At 66.5% G+C, this 20213-nt stretch carries 20 protein-coding genes; 12 read left to right on the plus strand and 8 right to left on the minus strand.

Annotation, left to right across the window (positions count from 1 at the left end; translation table 11 throughout):
- Window positions 1-103: 103 nt before the first annotated feature.
- The 5 genes from ACQI46_RS11795 (at window position 104) to ACQI46_RS11815 (ending at window position 3310) form a co-directional block, all read left to right on the plus strand.
- Window positions 104-442 carry a DMT family transporter gene (locus ACQI46_RS11795; RefSeq protein ID WP_427094163.1) on the plus strand — a complete coding sequence of 113 codons (339 nt, stop codon included), beginning with the start codon at window positions 104-106 and terminating at the stop codon, window positions 440-442.
- Between the two features lie 3 nt (window positions 443-445).
- Window positions 446-766 carry a DMT family transporter gene (locus tag ACQI46_RS11800; RefSeq protein WP_427094164.1) on the plus strand — a complete coding sequence of 107 codons (321 nt, stop codon included), beginning with the start codon at window positions 446-448 and terminating at the stop codon, window positions 764-766.
- Window positions 767-934: 168 nt separating this feature from the next.
- Window positions 935-1570: a cutinase family protein gene (locus tag ACQI46_RS11805; protein WP_427094226.1), complete on the plus strand. Its 636-nt coding sequence runs from the start codon at window positions 935-937 to the stop codon at window positions 1568-1570.
- A gap of 122 nt (window positions 1571-1692) precedes the next feature.
- On the plus strand, window positions 1693-2673 hold the full coding sequence (locus ACQI46_RS11810; RefSeq protein WP_427094165.1) for a hypothetical protein: 981 nt from the start codon (window positions 1693-1695) through the stop codon (window positions 2671-2673).
- 193 nt (window positions 2674-2866) lie between these two features.
- Window positions 2867-3310, plus strand: coding sequence for a universal stress protein (locus tag ACQI46_RS11815; protein WP_427094166.1), 444 nt, complete (start codon window positions 2867-2869; stop codon window positions 3308-3310).
- Between the two features lie 56 nt (window positions 3311-3366).
- On the opposite strand, the gene ACQI46_RS11820 is transcribed toward ACQI46_RS11815, so the two are convergent.
- Entirely contained in the window at window positions 3367-4251 is an 885-nt protein-coding gene (locus ACQI46_RS11820; RefSeq protein WP_427094167.1) for a fructose bisphosphate aldolase, read from the minus strand.
- A 32-nt stretch (window positions 4252-4283) separates the two neighbouring features.
- Window positions 4284-4961 carry an MBL fold metallo-hydrolase gene (locus ACQI46_RS11825; protein ID WP_427094168.1) on the minus strand — a complete coding sequence of 226 codons (678 nt, stop codon included), beginning with the start codon at window positions 4959-4961 and terminating at the stop codon, window positions 4284-4286.
- Window positions 4962-5135: 174 nt separating this feature from the next.
- On the opposite strand from ACQI46_RS11825, the gene uvrA reads away from it, so the two are divergent.
- The gene (uvrA, locus tag ACQI46_RS11830) at window positions 5136-8051 is read left to right on the plus strand and encodes an excinuclease ABC subunit UvrA (protein WP_427094169.1); all 2916 of its coding nucleotides are present in this window, start codon (window positions 5136-5138) and stop codon (window positions 8049-8051) included.
- Window positions 8052-8058: 7 nt separating this feature from the next.
- Here uvrA and ACQI46_RS11835 read toward each other — a convergent pair whose 3' ends face one another.
- The 4 genes from ACQI46_RS11835 to ACQI46_RS11850 are packed head-to-tail and all read right to left on the minus strand — an operon-like array spanning window position 8059 to window position 13251.
- The gene (locus ACQI46_RS11835; RefSeq protein WP_427094170.1) at window positions 8059-9225 is read right to left on the minus strand and encodes a winged helix DNA-binding domain-containing protein; all 1167 of its coding nucleotides are present in this window, start codon (window positions 9223-9225) and stop codon (window positions 8059-8061) included.
- Between the two features lie 40 nt (window positions 9226-9265).
- A complete protein-coding gene (locus ACQI46_RS11840) occupies window positions 9266-9520 on the minus strand; it encodes a hypothetical protein (RefSeq protein WP_427094171.1) in 255 nt (84 codons plus the stop codon).
- A gap of 23 nt (window positions 9521-9543) precedes the next feature.
- Window positions 9544-12849, minus strand: coding sequence for a bifunctional lysylphosphatidylglycerol synthetase/lysine--tRNA ligase LysX (lysX, locus tag ACQI46_RS11845; RefSeq protein ID WP_427094172.1), 3306 nt, complete (start codon window positions 12847-12849; stop codon window positions 9544-9546).
- 39 nt (window positions 12850-12888) lie between these two features.
- Window positions 12889-13251 carry a DUF1844 domain-containing protein gene (locus ACQI46_RS11850; RefSeq protein ID WP_427094173.1) on the minus strand — a complete coding sequence of 121 codons (363 nt, stop codon included), beginning with the start codon at window positions 13249-13251 and terminating at the stop codon, window positions 12889-12891.
- Window positions 13252-13479: 228 nt separating this feature from the next.
- Here ACQI46_RS11850 and infC point away from each other — a divergent pair, with 228 nt between their 5' ends.
- The 5 genes from infC (at window position 13480) to ACQI46_RS11875 (ending at window position 16970) form a co-directional block, all read left to right on the plus strand.
- The gene (infC, locus tag ACQI46_RS11855; RefSeq protein ID WP_427094227.1) at window positions 13480-14085 is read left to right on the plus strand and encodes a translation initiation factor IF-3; all 606 of its coding nucleotides are present in this window, start codon (window positions 13480-13482) and stop codon (window positions 14083-14085) included.
- 7 nt (window positions 14086-14092) lie between these two features.
- Entirely contained in the window at window positions 14093-14287 is a 195-nt protein-coding gene (rpmI, locus tag ACQI46_RS11860; protein ID WP_427094174.1) for a 50S ribosomal protein L35, read from the plus strand.
- 77 nt (window positions 14288-14364) lie between these two features.
- Entirely contained in the window at window positions 14365-14754 is a 390-nt protein-coding gene (gene rplT / locus ACQI46_RS11865) for a 50S ribosomal protein L20 (protein WP_427094175.1), read from the plus strand.
- A 23-nt stretch (window positions 14755-14777) separates the two neighbouring features.
- Window positions 14778-15530, plus strand: coding sequence for a TrmH family RNA methyltransferase (locus ACQI46_RS11870; protein ID WP_427094176.1), 753 nt, complete (start codon window positions 14778-14780; stop codon window positions 15528-15530).
- Window positions 15531-15863: 333 nt separating this feature from the next.
- Window positions 15864-16970, plus strand: a complete 1107-nt coding sequence (locus tag ACQI46_RS11875; protein WP_427094177.1) for a PE-PPE domain-containing protein — start codon at window positions 15864-15866, stop codon at window positions 16968-16970.
- Here ACQI46_RS11875 and ACQI46_RS11880 read toward each other — a convergent pair.
- A complete protein-coding gene (locus ACQI46_RS11880) occupies window positions 16963-18198 on the minus strand; it encodes an acyl-CoA dehydrogenase family protein (protein ID WP_427094178.1) in 1236 nt (411 codons plus the stop codon). The two genes, ACQI46_RS11875 and ACQI46_RS11880, sit on opposite strands and share 8 nt — an antisense overlap.
- A 4-nt stretch (window positions 18199-18202) precedes the next feature.
- Window positions 18203-19213 (minus strand): oxygenase MpaB family protein, encoded by a 1011-nt coding sequence (locus ACQI46_RS11885; protein WP_427094179.1) that lies wholly within the window; start codon window positions 19211-19213, stop codon window positions 18203-18205.
- A gap of 158 nt (window positions 19214-19371) precedes the next feature.
- Here ACQI46_RS11885 and ACQI46_RS11890 point away from each other — a divergent pair, with 158 nt between their 5' ends.
- Window positions 19372-20202 (plus strand): adenylate/guanylate cyclase domain-containing protein, encoded by an 831-nt coding sequence (locus tag ACQI46_RS11890; RefSeq protein WP_427094180.1) that lies wholly within the window; start codon window positions 19372-19374, stop codon window positions 20200-20202.
- Window positions 20203-20213 lie beyond the last annotated feature (11 nt).

A 20213-nucleotide genomic window follows, 5' to 3' on the forward strand; every position in this document is an offset into this window, starting at 1 on the left:
ACTGATGTTAATCAGCGCCACCGACAAGGATGGAGGACCTCGCTGTCGAGCCGGGTTCGAGCCGGCGGTAACTTTGCTCAATGCTCTCGATGACGACGTGCCGATGACGTGGGCGCTTCTGGGCTGCGCGATCGTGTGCGAGGTGGCGGCCACATTGTCTCTCAAAGGCTCACAAACGATGCCGGTTCTCTATGGCGTAGTCGTCGCCGGGTACATCGCCTCGTTCGTGTTCTTGGCGCTGGTCCTCCGGCGCGGGATGGCCTTGGGCGTCGCATACGGCATCTGGGGTGCAAGCGGGGTGGCGTTGACGGCACTTCTGTCGGCACTGCTCTTCGGGGAGGCCCTGACCGCCATGACGGGTATCGGTCTGGGCTTCATCATCGCCGGCGTTCTGCTCGTCGAGTCGGGGGCGCGCAATCACACCACCACCAACGGTCGATAGCGCATGGCCTACCTACTCCTGACCTCTGCGATCCTCACGGAAATCGTTGCCACCCTTGCACTTCGGGTCGCCGCAACCCGACGGCCGGTGTTCTACGTCGTCGTGATCATCGGTTACGTGGCGGCGTTCGCGATGCTCGCGGCATCGTTGCGCCACGGGATGCCGCTTGGAGTCGCTTACGGAATCTGGACGGCTGCCGGGGTGGCTCTGACGGCTGTCGCCTCGCGCGTGCTGTTCAGTGAACCGCTCACCGCCAAGATGGTCAGCGGCATCGCGCTCATCGGCGTCGGCGTCCTGCTCGTCGAAACTGGTGGCATGCACTGACGCGGCCCGTATTATCCGCAAACTTCGGCCCGACGCCACTTTGTTGCAACACGATTCGGCATCCATACGATCACCGTTGTATTGATCTGCTGTACTAATTTGCTGATCTTGTGCCAGCGTGTTTGCGTGCGCAGTCTTCGATCGGCTCGGGTGCTCGGTGCCGCGGCGATGTCGGCTGTACTCGTCGTCCTCGCGACCGTCCAAGCTCCCGTCGTCGTGGCCGCCGCGTGCCCAGACGTCGAGGTGGTCTTCGCCAGAGGGACAAGTTCGCGGGCGGGGCTCGGCAGCGTCGGCAAGGCGTTCGTCGATTCCCTGAAGTGGAAGCTGCTCGGCAAGAAGGTTTCGGTCTACGCCGTGAATTATCCCGCCAGCTGGAACTTTTCGAAGTCCACCTCTCAGGGCGCACTCGACGCCAACAAGCACGTGCAATACGTCGCAGGTATGTGTCCGGAGACGAAAATCGTCCTCGGCGGCATGTCCCAGGGCGCCGGCGTGATCGACCTCATTCTGATCGGCAACAGGACGATCTGGTTTTTCCGTCCGGCGCCGTTGCCCGATTCCATGGTCAAGCATGTCGCAGCGGTGGCCGTCTTCGGCAACCCGGCCCGCGACATCTACGGTGGCGGGCCGCTGACGTCAATGAGCCCGCTGTACGGACACAAGGCGATCGATTTGTGCGCAGACGGCGATCCGTATTGCTCCAGGGGGCGAAACTTCTTTGCCCACTTCGCCTATACGCGTAACGGTATGACGGATGAAGCCGCCACCTTCGCCGCGCGGCGAGTTCTGGGCAAAGACACCTGAGTTGCTCGTGACCGACGAGACTCTGCGCGGTATCGGTTGGACAACCATCCAACGGCGGTCGATCGCAGACAAGATACGTTCTGTCCGGGGCGGGGCAGGTGAAGGAGAGTCAAAGAAAAGTCATGGCACGCAACGCCTCTCGTAGCGCAACGACGGCCCTTGCAGCCGGCGTCGTGGGTCCCCTGCTGATCTGGTGCGGGCCTGTGGCGGCCGAACCCAGCCCGGGCGTGCCGTGCCTGGACCTTGTGCAGCACCTGGCAGCCGAGCCGCCCAGTATCCCGGATCCCCTCGGAACTGCCGCGAACGTCATCGACGGGATCGTCCCGACGCAACCGCCGAGCCTGCCGTCCATCCCGGTCGCAGAGGTGGCTCATGGCGTCGCCGCCATGGCGGCCCCCGGCCCGCTACCCGACGGCGTGGTGTCCGCAGCAGCGCTGGAGGCGGCGCCGCTCGTCCATGCCGCCGGAGGCCCGCCCGCACCGATGGCAGTCGCTCCCGTACCGGCCGCGCTTCCGCCGGTGCCCGCCGTGCTTCCGCCCGTGCCTGCGGTGCCCGCCGTGCTTCCGCCCGCGCCGGCAGTGTCTGCCGCGCCGGTCGCAGCTCCCGTCGTACCCGAGGCGCTCGTGGTTCCGCCCGCTCCAGCCGCGGAGGCGGCAGCGCCGGTCGTCGAGGCCGCTGCCCCCGCACCACCGGTCATCGAAGTTGCTCCCGCCGACGCCGTCGCTGCGCTGCCCGCTGAACCTGTTGTCCCACAGGCGGTTCCGGTGGCCGAGACCGATTCGGTCATCGAAGCAGGCGCGGTCATCGTCGACGAACAGGTGGCAGCCGTCGTACCCGAGGTCGCGCCGGTGTTGCACGCCGCAGGCGGGCCAGGCGTGGTCGCTGCACCCGGGCCGGTCGTTCCGGTGGTGCCTGCCGGAACTCCGGCCGTGCCGGTACCTGCCATACCTCTGGGCGACGTTCTTCCAGCCATACCGTTCCTGCCGGCGAAACTACCGATGCCGACTGACCTCGTCTGTGAGGGCACTGCCTGGTCGGCAGGCGTGGACGATGCCGAGGTGTCCGATGCCTCGTCTCCGGCGTCACGGCATGAGCAGTGGTGACTGCCCCCTCCAATGTCGTTGCTGCAAAGGGATGTACCCCTCGTCCCGCGCGGGCGGGACAGGTGAGGTTGACGTCACAGCACCTATCTCTTGCAGCAACGATGGCATCTTGGTGTGGTGATTCGTGCCCATGCCCGCGTGATACCGGGTTAATGTCTCGGGTGGCCTTTGAACTGACACTGGGAGGATATGGATGAGCGCCTATCAAACCGTGGTGGTTGGTACGGACGGATCTGATTCGTCGTTGCGTGCCGTCGACCGCGCGGGTCAGATTGCTGCCGGCGCGAACGCGAGGCTCGTCATCGCGACGGCCTACTTCCCGCAGGGCGAGGATCAGCGCGCCGCTGATGTGCTCAAGGACGAGGGCTACAAGATGTCGGGCAATGCCCCGATCTACGCGATCCTGCGCGAAGCCCGCGACCGCGCGAAGGCGGCCGGCGCACAGAACATCGAAGAGAAGGCTGTCGTCGGCGCACCCGTCGACGCGCTGGTCGACCTGGCCGAGGAGGTCAAAGCAGACCTCCTCGTCGTCGGCAACGTCGGGCTGAGCACGATCGCGGGGCGCCTGTTGGGATCTGTGCCGGCGAACGTGGCGCGGCGGTCCAAGACGGACGTGCTCATCGTGCACACGTCCTGATCGAAGATCTGAGCGGAAGGACCCTGGGTCGGTGACCGACCCAGGGTCCTTCGCTATCAGGTGTTGGAGGCCTTCGCGATGGCGGTGATGGCGGCGTCCAGCGTGGCGTTGAACTCCTCGTCACTCTGCTGGGCGGTCAGGCCCTCGGTGAGCGCGCGCGAGAAGCTCGCGATCACACCCTGGTTGGCGGCCAGCTTCTCGCAGGCCTCCTCCCGGCTGTAACCGCCCGACAGGGCCACCACACGCAGAACCTTCGGATGGTCGACCAGCTCTCGGTACAGGTTGGTCTCCGTCGGCAACGTCAGCTTGAGCATGACGGCCTGATCGTCATCGAGGCTGTTGACACCCTTGAGCAGGGCGGCCTTCAGCTGCTCTTCGGCCTTCGCCTTCTCCGGGCTGTGGATGTCGACCTCGGGTTCGATGATCGGTACCAGGCCCGCGCCGAGGATCTGTCGACCGATCTCGAACTGCTGGTCGACCACGGCTTCGAGACCGTCGCCGGGCAGCTTGATGACCGAACGCATCTTGGTGCCGAAGACGCCCTTGTCCCGCGCTCGGCCCAGCAGGTCGTCGAGGCCCGGGATGGGCTTCATCACCTGTGCGCCGTCCTTCTCCTCGGCAAGCCCTTTGTCGACCTTCAGGAACGGCACGATCTTCTTGACATCCCACAGGTACTCGGCGGTGGGCCGGCCCTCGACCTCACGGTCCATCGTGTCCTCGAACAGGATGGCGCCGAGAACGCGCTCGCCGTCGAAGCTCGGGCTGGTGATGATGCGGGTGCGCATCTCGTGCACGAGGTCGAACATCTCCGCATCGCTGGAGTACGCATCCTCGGCGATGCCGTAGAGCTTCAGCGCCTTGGGCGTGCTGCCGCCGCTCTGATCGAGCGCGGCAATGAAGCCGGCACCGCTCTGCGCCTTCTTGAACTGATCGCTACTCATGTTCCCTTCCTGACTACCTCGTCACCATTGACTCACCAGCCACGCTCGCGCCATTCGCCCAGATGCGGGCGCTCGGTCCCGAGTGTGGTGTCGTCGCCGTGTCCTGGATACACCACGGTCTGATCTGCGAACACATCGAACACCCTGCTGGTGACATCACCCAGCAGCTGCTCGAAGTCGCCTTCTTTCCAGGTCTTTCCGACGCCGCCGGGAAACAGGCAGTCGCCGGTGAACAGATGCACCCGGTCGTCGGTCGCCGGGCCGCTCAACGCCAATGCCACCGAGCCGGGGGTGTGCCCGCGGAGATGGATGACGTCGAAGCGCAGCGCCCCGATATCGACAGTGTCTCCGCCGGTCAGCACCGTGTCCGGAGCGACGGGCAGAGGTCCGGCGTCCAGCGGGTGCGCAGCGGTGGGCGCCCCGGTCGAGCGCACCACCTCTTCCAGCGCCAGCCAGTGGTCCTGGTGCTGATGGCTGGTCACGATCAGAGACAGTTTGGGCGCGTGCTCCTCGATCAGGCTCAACAAGATCGCCGGATCGTTGGCCGCGTCGATGAGCAAGGTCTCACCCGTCTGGGAACAGGTCACCAGGTACGCGTTGTTGTCCATGGGGCCCACCGACACCTTGATGATCGACGCACCGGGAAGGGTGCGTCGGGCCGCAGTCTGCGGCTCGACGTGGCCCGTGTAGTTGTCGTCGACTGTCGTCATGATCGTCACGTTACTTTGCCTGGTAAAGCGCGTGGAGACACCATCGGTGAAACGTGATGGAACCGTCGGCGGGCAACGTGTCGGCGGGCTTGTCGGTGGGCACACCTAGCATGGTTTCTGAATTGCGTCCCGGTTGCACTCCGGACGCTATGGGCATGACTTGAAAGGACATCGTTGGCTGACCGCCTGATTGTCAAGGGTGCCCGGGAGCACAACCTTCGTGGCGTCGATCTGGACCTGCCGCGCGACGCGATGATCGTGTTCACCGGGCTCTCGGGCTCCGGTAAATCATCGCTGGCGTTCGACACCATCTTCGCCGAAGGGCAGCGCCGCTACGTCGAGTCGTTGTCGGCATACGCTCGCCAGTTCCTCGGGCAGATGGACAAACCCGACGTCGACTTCATCGAAGGGCTCTCGCCCGCGGTGTCGATCGACCAGAAGTCCACCAACCGCAACCCGCGGTCCACGGTGGGCACCATCACCGAGGTTTACGACTACCTGCGCCTGCTGTACGCCCGCGCGGGCACGCCGCACTGCCCTGTCTGCGGCGAGCGCATCGCCCGGCAGACGCCGCAGCAGATCGTCGACCAGGTCCTGGCCATGGACGAAGGACTGCGCTTCCAGGTTCTCGCGCCGGTGGTGCGCACCCGCAAGGGCGAGTTCGTCGACCTCTTCGAGAAGCTCAACACGCAGGGCTACAGCCGTGTGCGGGTCGACGGGGTGGTGCACTCGCTGACGGACCCGCCGAAGCTCAAGAAGCAGGAGAAGCACGACATCGAGGTGGTCGTCGACCGCCTGACCGTCAAGTCCAGCGCCAAGCAGCGGCTGACCGACTCGGTGGAGACGGCGCTGAACCTCGCCGACGGCATCGTCGTCCTCGAGTTCGTCGACCGCGACGACGACCATCCGCACCGCGAACAGCGGTTCTCGGAAAAGCTGGCCTGCCCGAACGGGCACCCGCTGGCCGTCGACGATCTCGAGCCGCGTTCGTTCTCGTTCAACTCGCCGTACGGCGCATGTCCTGAATGTCTGGGCCTCGGCATCAAGAAAGAGGTCGACGCGGACCTGGTCATCCCGGACCCCGACCTCACCCTCGCCGAGGGCGCGATCGCACCATGGGCGATGGGGCACACCGCCGAGTACTTCACCCGGATGCTGTCCGGTCTCGGCGACCAACTCGGCTTCGATGTGAACACGCCGTGGAAGAAGCTCCCCGCCAAGGCTCGGCGCGCCATTCTCGAGGGCTGCGACGAGCAGGTCCATGTGCGCTACAAGAACCGCTACGGGCGCACCCGGTCGTACTACGCGGACTTCGAAGGCGTGATGGCCTACCTGCATCGCCGCATGGAGCAGACCGACTCCGAGCAGATGAAAGAGCGGCTCGAGGGCTACATGCGCGACGTGCCGTGCCCCGAATGCGACGGCACCCGGCTCAAGCCCGAGATCCTCGCCGTGACGATGACGGCCGGATCCTTCGGTGCCAAGTCCATCGCCGAAGTCGCCGAGTTGTCCATCGCCGAGTGCGCCCAGTTCCTCAACGCGCTGACGCTCGGGCCGCGGGAAGCCGCGATCGCGGGGCAGGTTCTCAAGGAGATCCAGTCGCGGCTGGGCTTCCTGCTCGACGTCGGACTCGATTACCTCTCGCTGTCTCGTGCGGCGGGCACGCTGTCAGGTGGTGAGGCGCAACGCATCCGGTTGGCCACCCAGATCGGGTCGGGACTGGTCGGGGTGCTCTACGTCCTCGACGAGCCCTCCATCGGGCTGCACCAGCGCGACAACCGCCGGTTGATCGACACGCTGGTGCGGTTGCGCGACCTCGGCAACACCCTGATCGTGGTCGAGCACGACCTCGACACCATCGCCCATGCCGACTGGGTGGTCGACATCGGCCCAGCAGCCGGTGAACACGGCGGTCAGATCGTGCACAGCGGAACCTACGCCGACCTCCTGAAGAACCCGGAATCCATTACGGGCGCCTATCTTTCGGGCAAGGAGGAAATCGAGGTCCCCGCGATGCGGCGGGTCGTCGACAAGAAGCGTCAGTTGACCGTCGTCGGTGCGCGCGAGCACAACCTGCGCGGCATCGATGTCGCGTTCCCGCTCGGCGTGCTCACCTCGGTGACGGGTGTGTCGGGCTCGGGGAAGTCCACTCTGGTCAACGACATCCTCGCATCGGTGCTGGCGAACAAGCTCAACGGCGCGCGGTTGGTGCCGGGTCGTCACACCCGGATCAACGGACTCGACCAGCTGGACAAGCTGGTGCGGGTCGACCAGTCGCCGATCGGGCGGACCCCGCGGTCGAACCCGGCCACCTACACCGGGGTGTTCGACAAGATCCGCACGCTGTTCGCCGCCACCACCGAGGCCAAGGTCCGCGGCTACCAGCCCGGCCGGTTCTCGTTCAACGTCAAAGGCGGCCGCTGCGAGGCGTGCTCGGGCGACGGCACCATCAAAATCGAGATGAACTTCCTGCCGGACGTGTACGTCCCGTGCGAGGTCTGCCACGGCGCGCGGTACAACCGCGAAACCCTCGAGGTGCACTACAAGGGCAAGACCATCGCCGAGGTGCTGGACATGTCGATCGAAGAGGCCGCGGAGTTCTTCGCGCCCATCAGTTCGATTCACCGGTACCTCAAGACGCTGGTCGACGTCGGACTCGGGTACGTGCGACTCGGGCAGCCGGCACCGACGCTGTCGGGTGGCGAGGCTCAACGCGTGAAGCTGGCTTCCGAACTGCAGAAGCGTTCGACAGGACGGACCATCTACATCCTCGACGAGCCCACCACAGGTCTACACTTCGAGGACATCCGCAAGCTGCTCACCGTCATCAACGGCCTTGTGGACAAAGGCAATACGGTCATCGTCATCGAACACAACCTCGATGTCATCAAGACTTCCGACTGGATCATCGACATGGGTCCCGAGGGCGGATCTGGCGGTGGCACCGTGGTGGCGACCGGTACTCCGGAGGAAGTCGCGGCCAGCCCCGACAGCTACACCGGCCACTTCCTGGCCGAGACGTTGGGGATGGCTCGGCCGACGCTGAAGTCGAAGCCGAAGTCGCGTAGCCGCAACAAGGTCAGCGCCTGAAGTCGGGTCATCTGCAGGCCGGCGACGGGAACCGCGGATTCACCCGCACCCCAGCCAACCATTCGGTCAGCGCGTCGGCTTGCCGCGAAAGCGCGGTGCGCGCACGGCCGTTGATGTCTTCGAGCAGCAGCAATTCCACCCGCCCGTCGGTGTCCTGCCGCCATGCGCCGACGATGCGGCCGTCCACCCACACCGTCGGACCCGCGTTGCCGTTGCGGTCGAACACCGCCTCGCGATGTTCGCCCAGATACCAGTCGCGGTCGAACCAGCCCATCGTGGTCACGTCCAATCCTGGCAGCAGCGCACACCACGGCTCCGCAGCGGAACCGGGATCTTCGTCACCGGGCAGCACGTAGCCGGCCGTCCCCTCCATGTCGACCTCGACGGCCTCCACGTCGGCCAGCGCCTGCCGCGCCCAGCCGAGGGTGTTGCCGAACCACCATTTGACGTCGGTCACCGTCGCCGGTCCGAACGTCCACAGCCACCGCCGGACCAATTCAGCGCGGGCCTGCTCGGGGCCGACCGGGTCAGCCGGAGGCAGCCACTGCTCGGCGGACACCCACCGCGGTCGTGACGCGGTCCAGCCGCCGTCGTTGGGTCCACGGGCGATCACGCCGCGGGCGGCCAGGACCGTCAGCACCCGTGGCGCCAGGTGCGCCTGCCCGCCGTACGACTTACCGGGTGCGGGGTCGTGTGTTCCGGCCAACTCCGGCAGCGTCTCCCGAAGTTGACGCGCCGTGGAGGGTCCCTGTCGCTGCAGATGGCCCACGACCGCCGCGGCCGCGGTCTCCAGCCAGGCCGCCCCGTCGCCCCCCACCCCCGATTTCTCGACGTCGGCGACAAGTCGACGCGTCTCGTTGGCCGCCACCCGGTCGCTGGCCGCCACCTGCACCGCAGCGAAATCCTCCGCGCGGATCGTCCACAGCGTCCGGCGCATCGCAAGCTGCTTGACCAGTGAACGCCGTTCGTAGAGAGCGTCATTCAGATCCGAGACCGCGAATCCGGGCAGTCGCGCCCACAGCGACAGATACGGCGTGGCCGGGTCAGTCCCATGCAGGCCCACCAGCGAACCGGTCACCGACTCGACCGACGCGCCGGTGGTGGCGGCGTCAGGAACCAGATGATGGCGCCGGGCCAGCCGGGCGCGTCGCTGCTCCACCGTGAATCGCTGCACGGCACGACGGTAGCCGTGGGGACCGACAGGACATGGCCTGTTACCGATCACCTTCGGACATCGACTTACGGATCTGGGCGAGCTTCTCGGCGGCTGCACGCTGCCGCGCGTCGTACTGCTCCTCGACGCCGCGGCCCTCCGGCGTCTCGGAGGCCAGTTCTGCCGATCCGATCGCGGTACCGAAGCGGGTCTCGATCTTCTCGCGCACCGCATCGAACGTCGGTACCCCGTCGGCGGTGTAACCGGTCTCTTCCGGCGGGACCGGTTGGGGCTGGGGTGTCACTTCCTCGGGCATGAAACCACGCTACTGCGCACGCGCTACCGCGGCTTGGCCAGCGGGAACGGCAGCGTCTCGCGGATCGAGCGTCCCGTGATCAACATGACCACCCGGTCGACGCCCATACCGAGACCGCCCGTCGGAGGCATGGCGTACTCCATGGCCTGAAGGAAGTCCTCGTCGAGCTCCATGGCTTCCGGATCACCGCCGGCGGCCAGCAGCGACTGCTCCTGCAGGCGCCGCCGCTGCTCCACCGGATCGGTGAGCTCGCTGTAGGCGGTGCCCAGCTCGACGCCCCAGGCGACCAGGTCCCACCGTTCCGCGACACCGGCGATGCTGCGATGCGGCCGGGTCAGCGGCGAGACCGAGGTCGGGAAGTCCTTGTAGAACGTCGGCTCCTGGGTCTGGTCCTCGACAAGGTGCTCGTAGAGCTCGAGCACCACCGCTCCGGCGTCCCAGTGCGTCAGGTACCCGACTCCGACCGCGTCGCACAGTCGGCGCAGCGTCGCGAGGTCGGTGTCGGGGCCGATGTGCTCGCCGAGCGCCTCTGACACCGCGTCGTGGACCGTCTTGACCGCCCACTGCCCGGAGATGTCGACCGGTTCGAGGACACCGTCGTCGCGTGGACGCAGGAACACCTGGGCGCCGTTGGCGGCCAGCGCCGCGTTCTGGATCAGTTCCCGACAGCCGTCGATCCAGACGTGGTAATCAGCGTGCGCCTGATAGGCCTCCAGCAACGTGAACTCGGGATTGTGGCTGAAGTCGACACCTTCGTTGCGGAACGCGCGGCCCAATTCGAAGACGCGCTCGACACCACCGACGCACAACCGCTTCAGATACAGCTCCGGCGCAATGCGCAGATAGAGGTCCAGGTCGTAGGCGTTGATGTGGGTCAGGAACGGGCGGGCATTGGCGCCGCCGTGGATCTGCTGCAGGATCGGCGTCTCGACTTCGAGAAAGCCCTTGCCCACCAGTGTTTCCCGGATGGCGTGCAGGACACCGCTGCGGGCTCTGATCAGGTCGCGGGCATCGGTGTTGACGGCCAGGTCGACGTAGCGGGCGCGCACCCGGGCCTCCTGATCGGTCAGCCCCTTCCACTTGTCCGGCAGGGGGCGCAGGCACTTGCCGATCAGGCGCCACCGGGTCGACAGCAGCGACCAGACCCCGGATCGGCTGTGGCCCATCGTCCCCGTGGCCTCGACGAGGTCCCCGAGATCGATCGCGCCGGTGAAATCCGCGGCTGTGCCGTCGGCGAGCAACGAGTTGTCGAGCACCAGCTGGATTTCGCCCGACCAGTCCCGCAGCTGTACGAACAAGACGCCGCCGTAGTCGCGCAGCCGTAACACCCGACCGGCGACCGTGACGACCGTGCCATCCGGTGAGGCGAGGGCTTGCGCCACGGTGTGACTCGGCGGCGCACCGACGGGATAGGCATCGATCCCGTTGTCCTGCAACGTCTTCAGCTTTGCCATCCGGACCCGAACCTGTTCGGGCAGCCGTGGGGTGTGGTCGCCGGGGGACTGGTCGTGGATCGTCGTGGCGTCCGGTGCGGTGCCGTCGCTGTGCAGCATGCCAGTGGCCACCAGAGCGCCCGGCGCCGACACGTGCCGACCCGTGTGGGGTTGTTCGTGGCGCCGCGAGAACGGCAGCACCAGAAAGCCTTCGGCGATCACCGACGCGACGCCGACACGCGGCAGCTCGCGGGTGTCCTCGTAGCAGGCGTACCGCGGCACCCACTCCGGCTGGTACTTCATGTTGGACCGGTACAGCGTCTCGAGTTGCCACCACCGGGAGAAGAACACCAACAGCCAACGCCACAACCGCGCGACCGGGCCGGCGCCCAGCTGGGCACCCTGTTCGAAGGCCGAGCGGAACATCGCGAAGTTCAGCGACACCCGCGTGATACCGATGTCCTCGGCCTGCAGACACAGCTCACTGACCATCAACTCGACGGTGCCGTTGGGGGATTGAGGGGAGCGTCTCATCAGGTCGAGCGACGCCCCGGTGGTGCCCCACGGCACCAGGGACAGCATCGCCACGACGTCGTCGCCGACGACCGCCTCGACCAGCAGACAGTCGCCGTCTGCGGGGTCGCCGAGCCGACCCAACGCCATGGAGAAGCCGCGCTCGTCGGCGGTGTCCCGCCATTCGTCGGCGCGCCGGATCACGGCGGCCATCTCGTCGTCGCTCAACATGCGGTGCCGACGTACCCGGACCTCGACACCGGCCCGCCGGGCGCGGGTGACGGCTTGCCGCACCGCCCGCATGTCCGGCCCGGAAAGTCGGAAGTCGTTGGTGTGCAGGATCGCTTCGTCACCGAGCTGCAGCGCACTGAGCCCGGCGCCGCTGAACGCCTGGGCTCCGACCGCCGAAGCTCCCATGACTCCCGGTGCCCACCCGTAGCGCTGACACAGCTGCAGCCACGCGTCGATCGCAGACGGCCACGCCGTCGGATCGCCGACCGGGTCGCCGCTGGCCAGACACACCCCGACCTCGACGCGGTAGGTGACCGCGGCGCGCCCGTTGGCGGCGAACACGACCGCCTTGTCCCGGCGCGTGGCGAAGTAGCCCAGCGAATCGTTCTTGCCGAACGCCTCGAGCAGACCGCGAATCGCCGACTCGTCCTCTCCGGTGAGGGCGTTGGCCGCGCGCTGCGACTGGAACAGCACGATCGCCGCGGTCATCAGCGCCAGTGCGCCGAACAGCCCGAGCAGGGCATTGACGAACACGTGCGGTTCGCCGCTGAACGAGTCCGCGTCGACGCCGGCGAAGGCGCTGACCCTGTTCAGGGCGTACCAGAAGCGGTACGGGCGTGCCAGCGTTCCGGGAAACACCTCCAGCAATGCCCAGCCGACGAGGGTCCCCAGCCCCATCCCGGCGACCAGCACCAGCGCGGCCTTCAGGAGCGCACCGCGCCGCACCCTGGCCCAGAACTGCCGACGGGCCAAGAGCAGGAACACGATCGCGGCGAGGTGGAAGCTCAGGCCGATCAGCTCTCCGACCTGCTGTGGCCCGCTATCCGCGGCTCTGAACAGTCCGTCGACGTTCCAGATGCCGGCACCGACGAAGTAGCCGACGAGGATCCACCACGCGATCCGTTTACGGGCGGCCAGCGCGGCAGCCAGCAACGCCAACACGAACGCCCACGCGAAACTGGTGTCGGGAAAGTTGAAGATGTAGTCGTCGACGAACTCGCGCGGCACCCTGATCACCGACCGCACGAGCGGTGAGATGCTCGCCAACAGTGACAGCGTCGCGATGACGCCGACAATCCAGCCGGCCGCAGTCGGCACCCATCGATACCTGGACGACGTCGGGCGTGCCGGGGCGGCCGTGATGTGTGTCATAGGCCGCGACACTATTCGCGAAGTCGGCTCGAAGCCCGGCTACCAGACCGGGCCGGTGTACTTCTCCCCGGGACCTTTGCCCGGCTCGTCGGGGGCCGCGCTGGATTCGCGGAAGGCGAGCTGCAGGGTCTTGAGTCCGTCCCGGACCGGTCCGGCGTGCGGGCCGAGATACTCGGCGGACGCGGTGACGAGCCCGGCCAGAGCCGTGATCAGGCGTCGGGCCTCGTCGAGGTCGCGGTGAGGGCTGTCGTCGGGGTCCTCAGCGGACAGTCCGAGCTTCTCGGCGGCCGCGCTCATCAGCATCACGGCGGCCCGGGTGATCACCTCGACGGCGGGGACGTCGGCGAGTTCGCGGACGGGTGGCGGGTCCGCCGATTCGGCGTGTGCAGGAACATCGGTCATAGCTGCTAGACTTGCACGCGCGACCGCCCCGGCGAACGCTGGGCGCACAAGTGGAGTCCCGCTCCCACCGCTGGCCGATGATGATCCAAGGTACAGCGGTCCGGTCACAGGCATCCTGTGATGCCTGTCCTGGTCGGCACCGGGCCCTGCATGACGCAGGGCTTCCTGCTCTTGGTAGCAGCGTGCCGTGGCGTGGGGACTCCTGAGGACAGAAACATAGGAGGCCCCATCAGCACTGAGACCCGCGTCAACGAGCGCATTCGCGTACCTGAGGTTCGCCTGATCGGACCAGGCGGTGAACAGGTAGGCATCGTGCGCATCGAAGATGCCCTCCGCGTCGCCGCGGATGCTGATCTCGATCTCGTCGAAGTAGCTCCGAACGCCAGACCACCGGTCTGCAAGATCATGGACTACGGCAAGTACAAGTACGAGACAGCCCAGAAGGCGCGCGAGTCTCGCAAGAACCAGCAGCAGACCGTCGTCAAAGAGCAGAAGCTGCGTCCCAAGATCGACCCGCACGACTACGAGACCAAAAAGGGTCACGTCATCCGCTTCCTGGAGGCGGGGTCGAAGGTCAAGGTGACGATCATGTTCCGCGGACGCGAGCAGTCGCGGCCGGAACTGGGCTTCCGCCTCCTGCAGCGCCTGGGTGCCGACGTGGCCGAGTACGGCTTCGTCGAGACGTCCGCCAAGCAGGACGGACGCAACATGACGATGGTGCTGGCCCCGCACCGCGGCGCGAAGACTCGTGCCAAGGCGGCGCATGATGCCGACACGCCGTCCCGTGGATCCGGAGACGCGCAGGCCGACAACCAGACCGACTCACAGAACTAGAGGAAACATGCCCAAGGCGAAGACCCACAGCGGCGCTTCGAAGCGGTTCCGCAAGACCGGGACCGGAAAGATCGTGCGCCAGAAGGCCAACCGTAGGCACCTGCTGGAGCACAAGCCGTCCACCCGCACGCGTCGGCTCGCCGGCCGCACCACGGTGTCGGGCAATGACACCAAGCGCATCTCCAAGATGCTGAACGGCTGACGGCCACACTCCGCCAAAGCCGTCGTGACGGATAGTCCAGACGGCTCGAACTGACCCGTACGAGATAGGAACAACCCATGGCACGCGTGAAGCGCGCAGTCAACGCGCAGAAGAAGCGGCGCACAATCCTCAAGGCTTCCAAGGGCTACCGGGGCCAGCGGTCGCGCCTGTACCGCAAGGCCAAGGAGCAGCAGCTGCACTCCCTGACCTATGCCTACCGCGACCGCAAGGCGCGCAAGGGCGACTTCCGCAAGCTGTGGATCACCCGTATCAACGCCGCGGCTCGGGCCAACGGCATCACCTACAACCGGTTGATCCAGGGCCTCAAGGCCGCCGGGGTGGAGGTCGACCGCAAGAACCTCGCCGAGATCGCGGTCAGCGACGCCGCCGCGTTCACCGCGTTGGTCGAGGTCGCCAAGGCCGCGTTGCCCGAGGATGTCAACGCCCCGTCGGGCGAGGCTGCCTGACCCTCACCGAGCGATCTGCCCGGGTGGTCGCAGCGGTCAAGCTGCACCGCCACACCGGGCGCCGCCGCGCCGCACGCTTCCTCGCCGAGGGTCCCAACCTCGTCGAGGCAGCGTTGCGGCGCGGACTTGTTTCAGAGGTCTTCGCGACCGAGACCGCCGCGGAGCGCTTCGACGCGTTGCTGCGCGACGCGCCCGTCGAACTGGTCACCGAGCGCGCCGCAAAAGCGCTGTCGGACACGGTGACACCGGTCGGTCTGGTCGCGGTGTGCTCGATGCCTGAGGTGGACTTGACCACCGTGCTCGCCGGATCCCCGAAGCTGGTCGCCGTACCGGTCGGCACCTCCGAACCCGGCAACGCCGGCACGATCATCCGGGTCGCCGATGCGATGGGTGCTGACGCGGTCGTACTTGCCGGACCCAGCGTCGACCCGTACAACGGCAAATGCCTGCGCGCCTCGGCGGGGAGCATCTTCTCGATACCGGTGGTCAGCGAGGCCGACCCCGACGCCGTCATCACGCAGCTGCGTACGGCCGGAATGCAGGTCATGGCAACCGTTCTCGACGGCGACGTGAGTCTCGATGATGCCGACCTGGCGCCGCGGACCGCGTGGCTGTTCGGTTCGGAAGCCCACGGCCTGCCGACCGCCCTGGCCCACGCCGCCGACCACCGGGTCCACATACCGATGGCAGGCGGCGCCGAGAGTCTGAACATCGCCTCGGCTGCCGCGATCTGTCTGTACCAGAGCGCCCGGGCGCACCGACGCGCCGGTCGTTGATCGCTGCTCACAGCATGCCTGCTGCAATTAGCTGAATTCGCTGGCGCACGTGAGATTTCCGTGCGGAGGGGCCGCGCAAGTCGCCGAACCCGTGGCGCCGGGGCACCCGGAGCTTTCGTTCCTGGGGAACGAATAGCATCCGAACATGCTGTATGGCAGCATTTTTGGCTTGCCAGCAAACGGGTGCTGAGGCGCGTCGATTGCCCGTGGATTTGCTGGCTGTCCGCTTCAACTGGTGCGCGGCACGGTGTCGAACATGGGGTACGCTGATGAAAAATTAGCCCGCGCATATTCAGCGAATGGGCTGGGGGATCGGTTGTGGCAGGGGGAGCCATGAAGCGTCTGGTTGTGTTCATCAGTGCTGTTCTCGTCGGGTTCTCGCCCGGCATCGCTCACGGCGCCACCGCGCTGCTCATGGGGGGAGTGGGGCCTTTCTCCCAACTCGACGAGACGCAGATGGTCACGGCGCTCGGAGGCCATTTCGCCGAATACGACCAGCGGATCAGCGTGCCGTTTCGAGGTTGGGCGACCTTGCCCGTCGCCATCGAGGCTGGTGCTGACAGCATGGTGTCCGCGATCGTCGCCACGCCTGGCCCGAAGACGATCGGTGGAGTGTCCAAGAGCGCGCCGGTGATCGACGAGGTCCTGCGCCGCCTGATGGAGGATCCGAACCGGCCGCCGCGCGAAGAGCTCGACGCCGTGATCTACGGGTACCCGAACCCCACGGAGCTGGCCCGCAGCGGTGTCCAGTACCGTCCGTTGCCCGAGACTCCTTACGACATTCTGCTCGTCAAAGCTCAATACGACGGTGTCGCCGACTGGCCCGACAATCCGCTGAACTTCCTGGCTGTCCTCAACGCTTTGATGGGCATGGGTCAACTGCATGTCGAAGCGGCGTTCTTCGACATCGACGATGTCCCGAGAATCGCTCCGTACTACACCCAGACCACCAACTCGCTCGGCGGAACCACGACGAGCATCCTGATCCCGACGCCGATCCTGCCGCTGCTGCGGCCGCTCGCGCCCAACGGCGTCGAGACGGACTTCGTCCGGTTCCTCGACTCGGTGTTGCGGCCGGTCATCGATCGGGCCTACAACCGTCCCGCAGTACCGCCATCGGCTTCACAGCGGAGTGCGGTCGGACCGGACCTCGCGGCGCAGGACGCCAGTGGCCAGTCGGTGACCACGACGGTGTCGTCCACCTCCGAAGACGGAAGCATCTCTGCCGCAAGAGAAGTCGCGGTTCCTCGCGTCAAGCGCCGCGAGCTGCGCGACACTGCGCCGCTGGAGTCGCGGGTAGCGACCCGCAGTGCCGACGAGGCCGAGTCATCACCGACGGTTCGGCCCGGGCGCGCCACCGATGACGAACCCGAGAAGTCCGAGAAGACGCGCGGCCCGCGTCCGCAGCGCACGGACCGCGACCGGCGGGCGGCTAGCTGAGCAACCCGCGCGCCACGTGGGTGATCTGCACTTCGTTACTGCCGGCGTAGATCATCAGCGATTTCGCGTCGCGGGCAAGTTGTTCCACGCGGTACTCCGTCATGTACCCGTTGCCGCCGAACAACTGAACGGCCTCCATGGCCACGTCGGTGGCGGCCTGCGAGCAGTACCACTTGATCGCCGACGCCTCCGCCAGAGAGACCGGCTTTCCGGCTTCGGACGCCTCGATGACGCGGAACAGCATGTTGCGCACGTTCATTCGCGCAACCTCCATGTTGGCCAACTTCAGCTGGATCAACTGGAACTGACCGATCTCCTTGCCCCAGAGCGTGCGTGACTTCGCATAGTCGACGCTCAGCCGCAGGCACTCCTCGATGACGCCGAGCGCCATCGCCGCGACACCGATCCGCTCGGCCGAGAAGCTGGATCGGGCGCTGTCCCGGCCGTCGCCGGCGCTGTTGTCCTCGGTCTCGCCGAGCAGTCGGTCCTTGCCCAGCCGGACGTCGTTGAAGAACAGCTCGCCGGTGCGCGACGAGTGGATGCCCATCTTGTGGAACGGCTTGGACTGGACGAAGCCCTCCATGCCCTTGTCGAGCACGAAGGTCAGGACCTTGCGGTCGCGTTTGTCGACAGACGGATCGCCCTCGTCCAACTTGGCGTACACCACGACGACGTCGGCGTCGGGACCGTTGGTGATGAAGGTCTTCTGTCCGTTGAGGATGTAGTCGTCACCATCTCGCGTGACATAGGACTTCATGCCGCCGAACGCATCGGAGCCCGAGTCGGGTTCGGTGATGGCCCACGCGCCGATCTTGTCGTAGGTCACCAGATCAGGAAGCCAACGCTCCTGCTGCGCCAGCGTGCCGCGGCTCATGATGGTCGGGACGGTCAGTCCGAGGCTGACGCCCATCCCGGTGACGACTCCCATGCTCACTCGGCACAGCTCGCTGATGAGCACGAAACCCATTCCCGGCGAACCGCCGCCGCCGAACATGCCGCCGGAGCTCTTGGAGGCCGACTCGTCTCCGGCGCGGAGCCGGTCCAGCCGCTTGTTCAGTGACTCCCGCGCCATGTCGGCAATGCCGAAGGCGGCGAACAACTTTCGGACGATGGGGTAGGGCTCCATCTCGCCGCTTTCCAGCGCATCGAGGTGGGGGCGGATTTCCTTGTCCACGAACTCGCGGACAGCGTCGCGCACGGCGATATCGACGTCAGACCATTCCAGCATGCGTTCAGGCTGCCTTATCGCCCTTCGACGACTTCACACCGGCTAGCGAAAACGTGGTGTGCAGCAGCGACCCGACCCGGTCGAGCAGCGACTTGTGGGGCGGGATGTAGTGGGTGGGGACGTGCCGATGGTCGCGGGGCGGGGCCATGAACGACGGCGCCTCCACCAGCGGCGCGTCCGGTGCGATCTTGCCCTCCGCGCGGCGATAGGCGGCCACCGCACGCGGATGCAGCCGGATCTCGTCCGGCACGGCGACGAAGGCCAACTCCACGAACTTGCCGAACAACCGCAGCAGGATCTCGTCGCCGGGCGTCCACCGCATGCCCGCCTTCTCCCGAACGGCCGGGTCGAACACCCCGGCTGCGATCCACCGCTGCGCGCCGACCATCGGTTTGAACAACTGATCCCACACTGGTGTCGGCATCAGGACGAACTTCGGCTTCGGAATCCGCATCGAGAAGATGTCGAGCGTGGCCTGATTGATCTCGAGCTCTTCGCGGCACTTACGATCCCAGTACTCGCAGAACTCTTCCCACGATTCCGGGACGGGACGCATGCTCATGCCGTACATGCGGTACCACTGCACGTGCTCGTCGAACAGCTGACGTTTTTCGGCCTCGGTGAGTCCACCGCAGAAGTACTCCGCGGTCTTGATGATCAACATGAAGAACGTCGCGTGCGCCCAGTAGAACGTCTCGGGGTTCAGCGCGTGATACCGCCGGCCTTCGCCGTCGGTGCCTTTGATGGTCTTGTGGTAGCTGCGGATCTGCGCCCCGGTCTGCGCGGCCCGGTCGCCGTCGTAGACCACGCCCATGATCGGGTACACCGAGCGCGCCACCCGCTGCAACGGCTCACGCAGCAGGATCGAATGGTCTTCGACGCCGGCGCCGAGTTCGGGATACATGTTCTGGATCGCGCCGATCCACACCCCGAGTATGCCGGTGCGCACGTCGCCGAAGTATTTCCACGTCAGCGAATCCGGCCCCAGCGGGTTGTCGACGGATGAGGTTGCCATCTCCGATGATCGCATCTCTCCAAGCTACTGTTGACAACGGTCGTTGTCCACGAAAAGAGTGGCCTGCCTCACAGGTGTTATGCACCCTCCACAGCCGCGGCACATCGCTGTGACCAGCTTGTTCATTGCCTTCGTGCGGCTGGTTTAGGCTGAGCGGCGTGGATGACGACCCGTCGGATGCGCAGACAGGCGGCCAGCCACCGGGGCCGCTCGCGTGGATCAGGAATGTCAACCACCACTCCGGGGCGGTCTCCCTGCTCCGGCGTGCCCGCAAAGCACTGCCGGGTGATCCAGAGTTCGGCGATCCGCTCTCGGTGGCCGGCGTCGGTGGGCCTGCCGCTGCAGCCAGAGCCGCCGACCGCCTGCTCGAACGCGACGCGGTCACCCGCGAGGTCAGTCTCGGGGCACTGCAGGTGTGGCAGGCGTTGACCGAACGGGTTTCCGGTCGGCCGGCCAACGCCGAGGTCACCCTCGTGTTCACCGACCTGGTCGGATTCTCCTCGTGGTCCCTGACCGCCGGAGACGAAGCCACCCTGCGGCTGTTGCGGCGGATCGCCGCGGTGGTCGAACCGCCGTTGCTCGCCTCCGGTGGCCACATCGTCAAACGGATGGGCGACGGGCTGATGGCGGTGTTCACCGACCCGACCACGGCGGTGCGCTCCGTGCTGAGCGCACGCGAGGCGGTCAAGAACCTCGACGTCGACGGCTACTCACCGCGGATGCGCGTCGGCATCCACACCGGCCGCCCGCAGCGCATCGGTTCGGACTGGCTGGGAATCGACGTCAACCTCGCGGCGCGAGTCATGGAGCGTGCCACGCGCGGCGAGTTGGTGGTTTCGCAGGCCACGCTGGAACGCATCCCGCCGGAGAAGTTCGACGCTCTCGGGGTCACCGCACGCAAGCTGCGGCGGCAGGTGTTCGCACACAAGGCCGACGGAGTGCCCGCCGACTTCACGATGTACCGGCTCAAACCCATCGACGTGTCCTAGAGGCACGCGGC

This window comes from Mycobacterium sp. SMC-4 (genome assembly GCF_050205565.1).
Lineage (GTDB): Bacteria > Actinomycetota > Actinomycetes > Mycobacteriales > Mycobacteriaceae > Mycobacterium.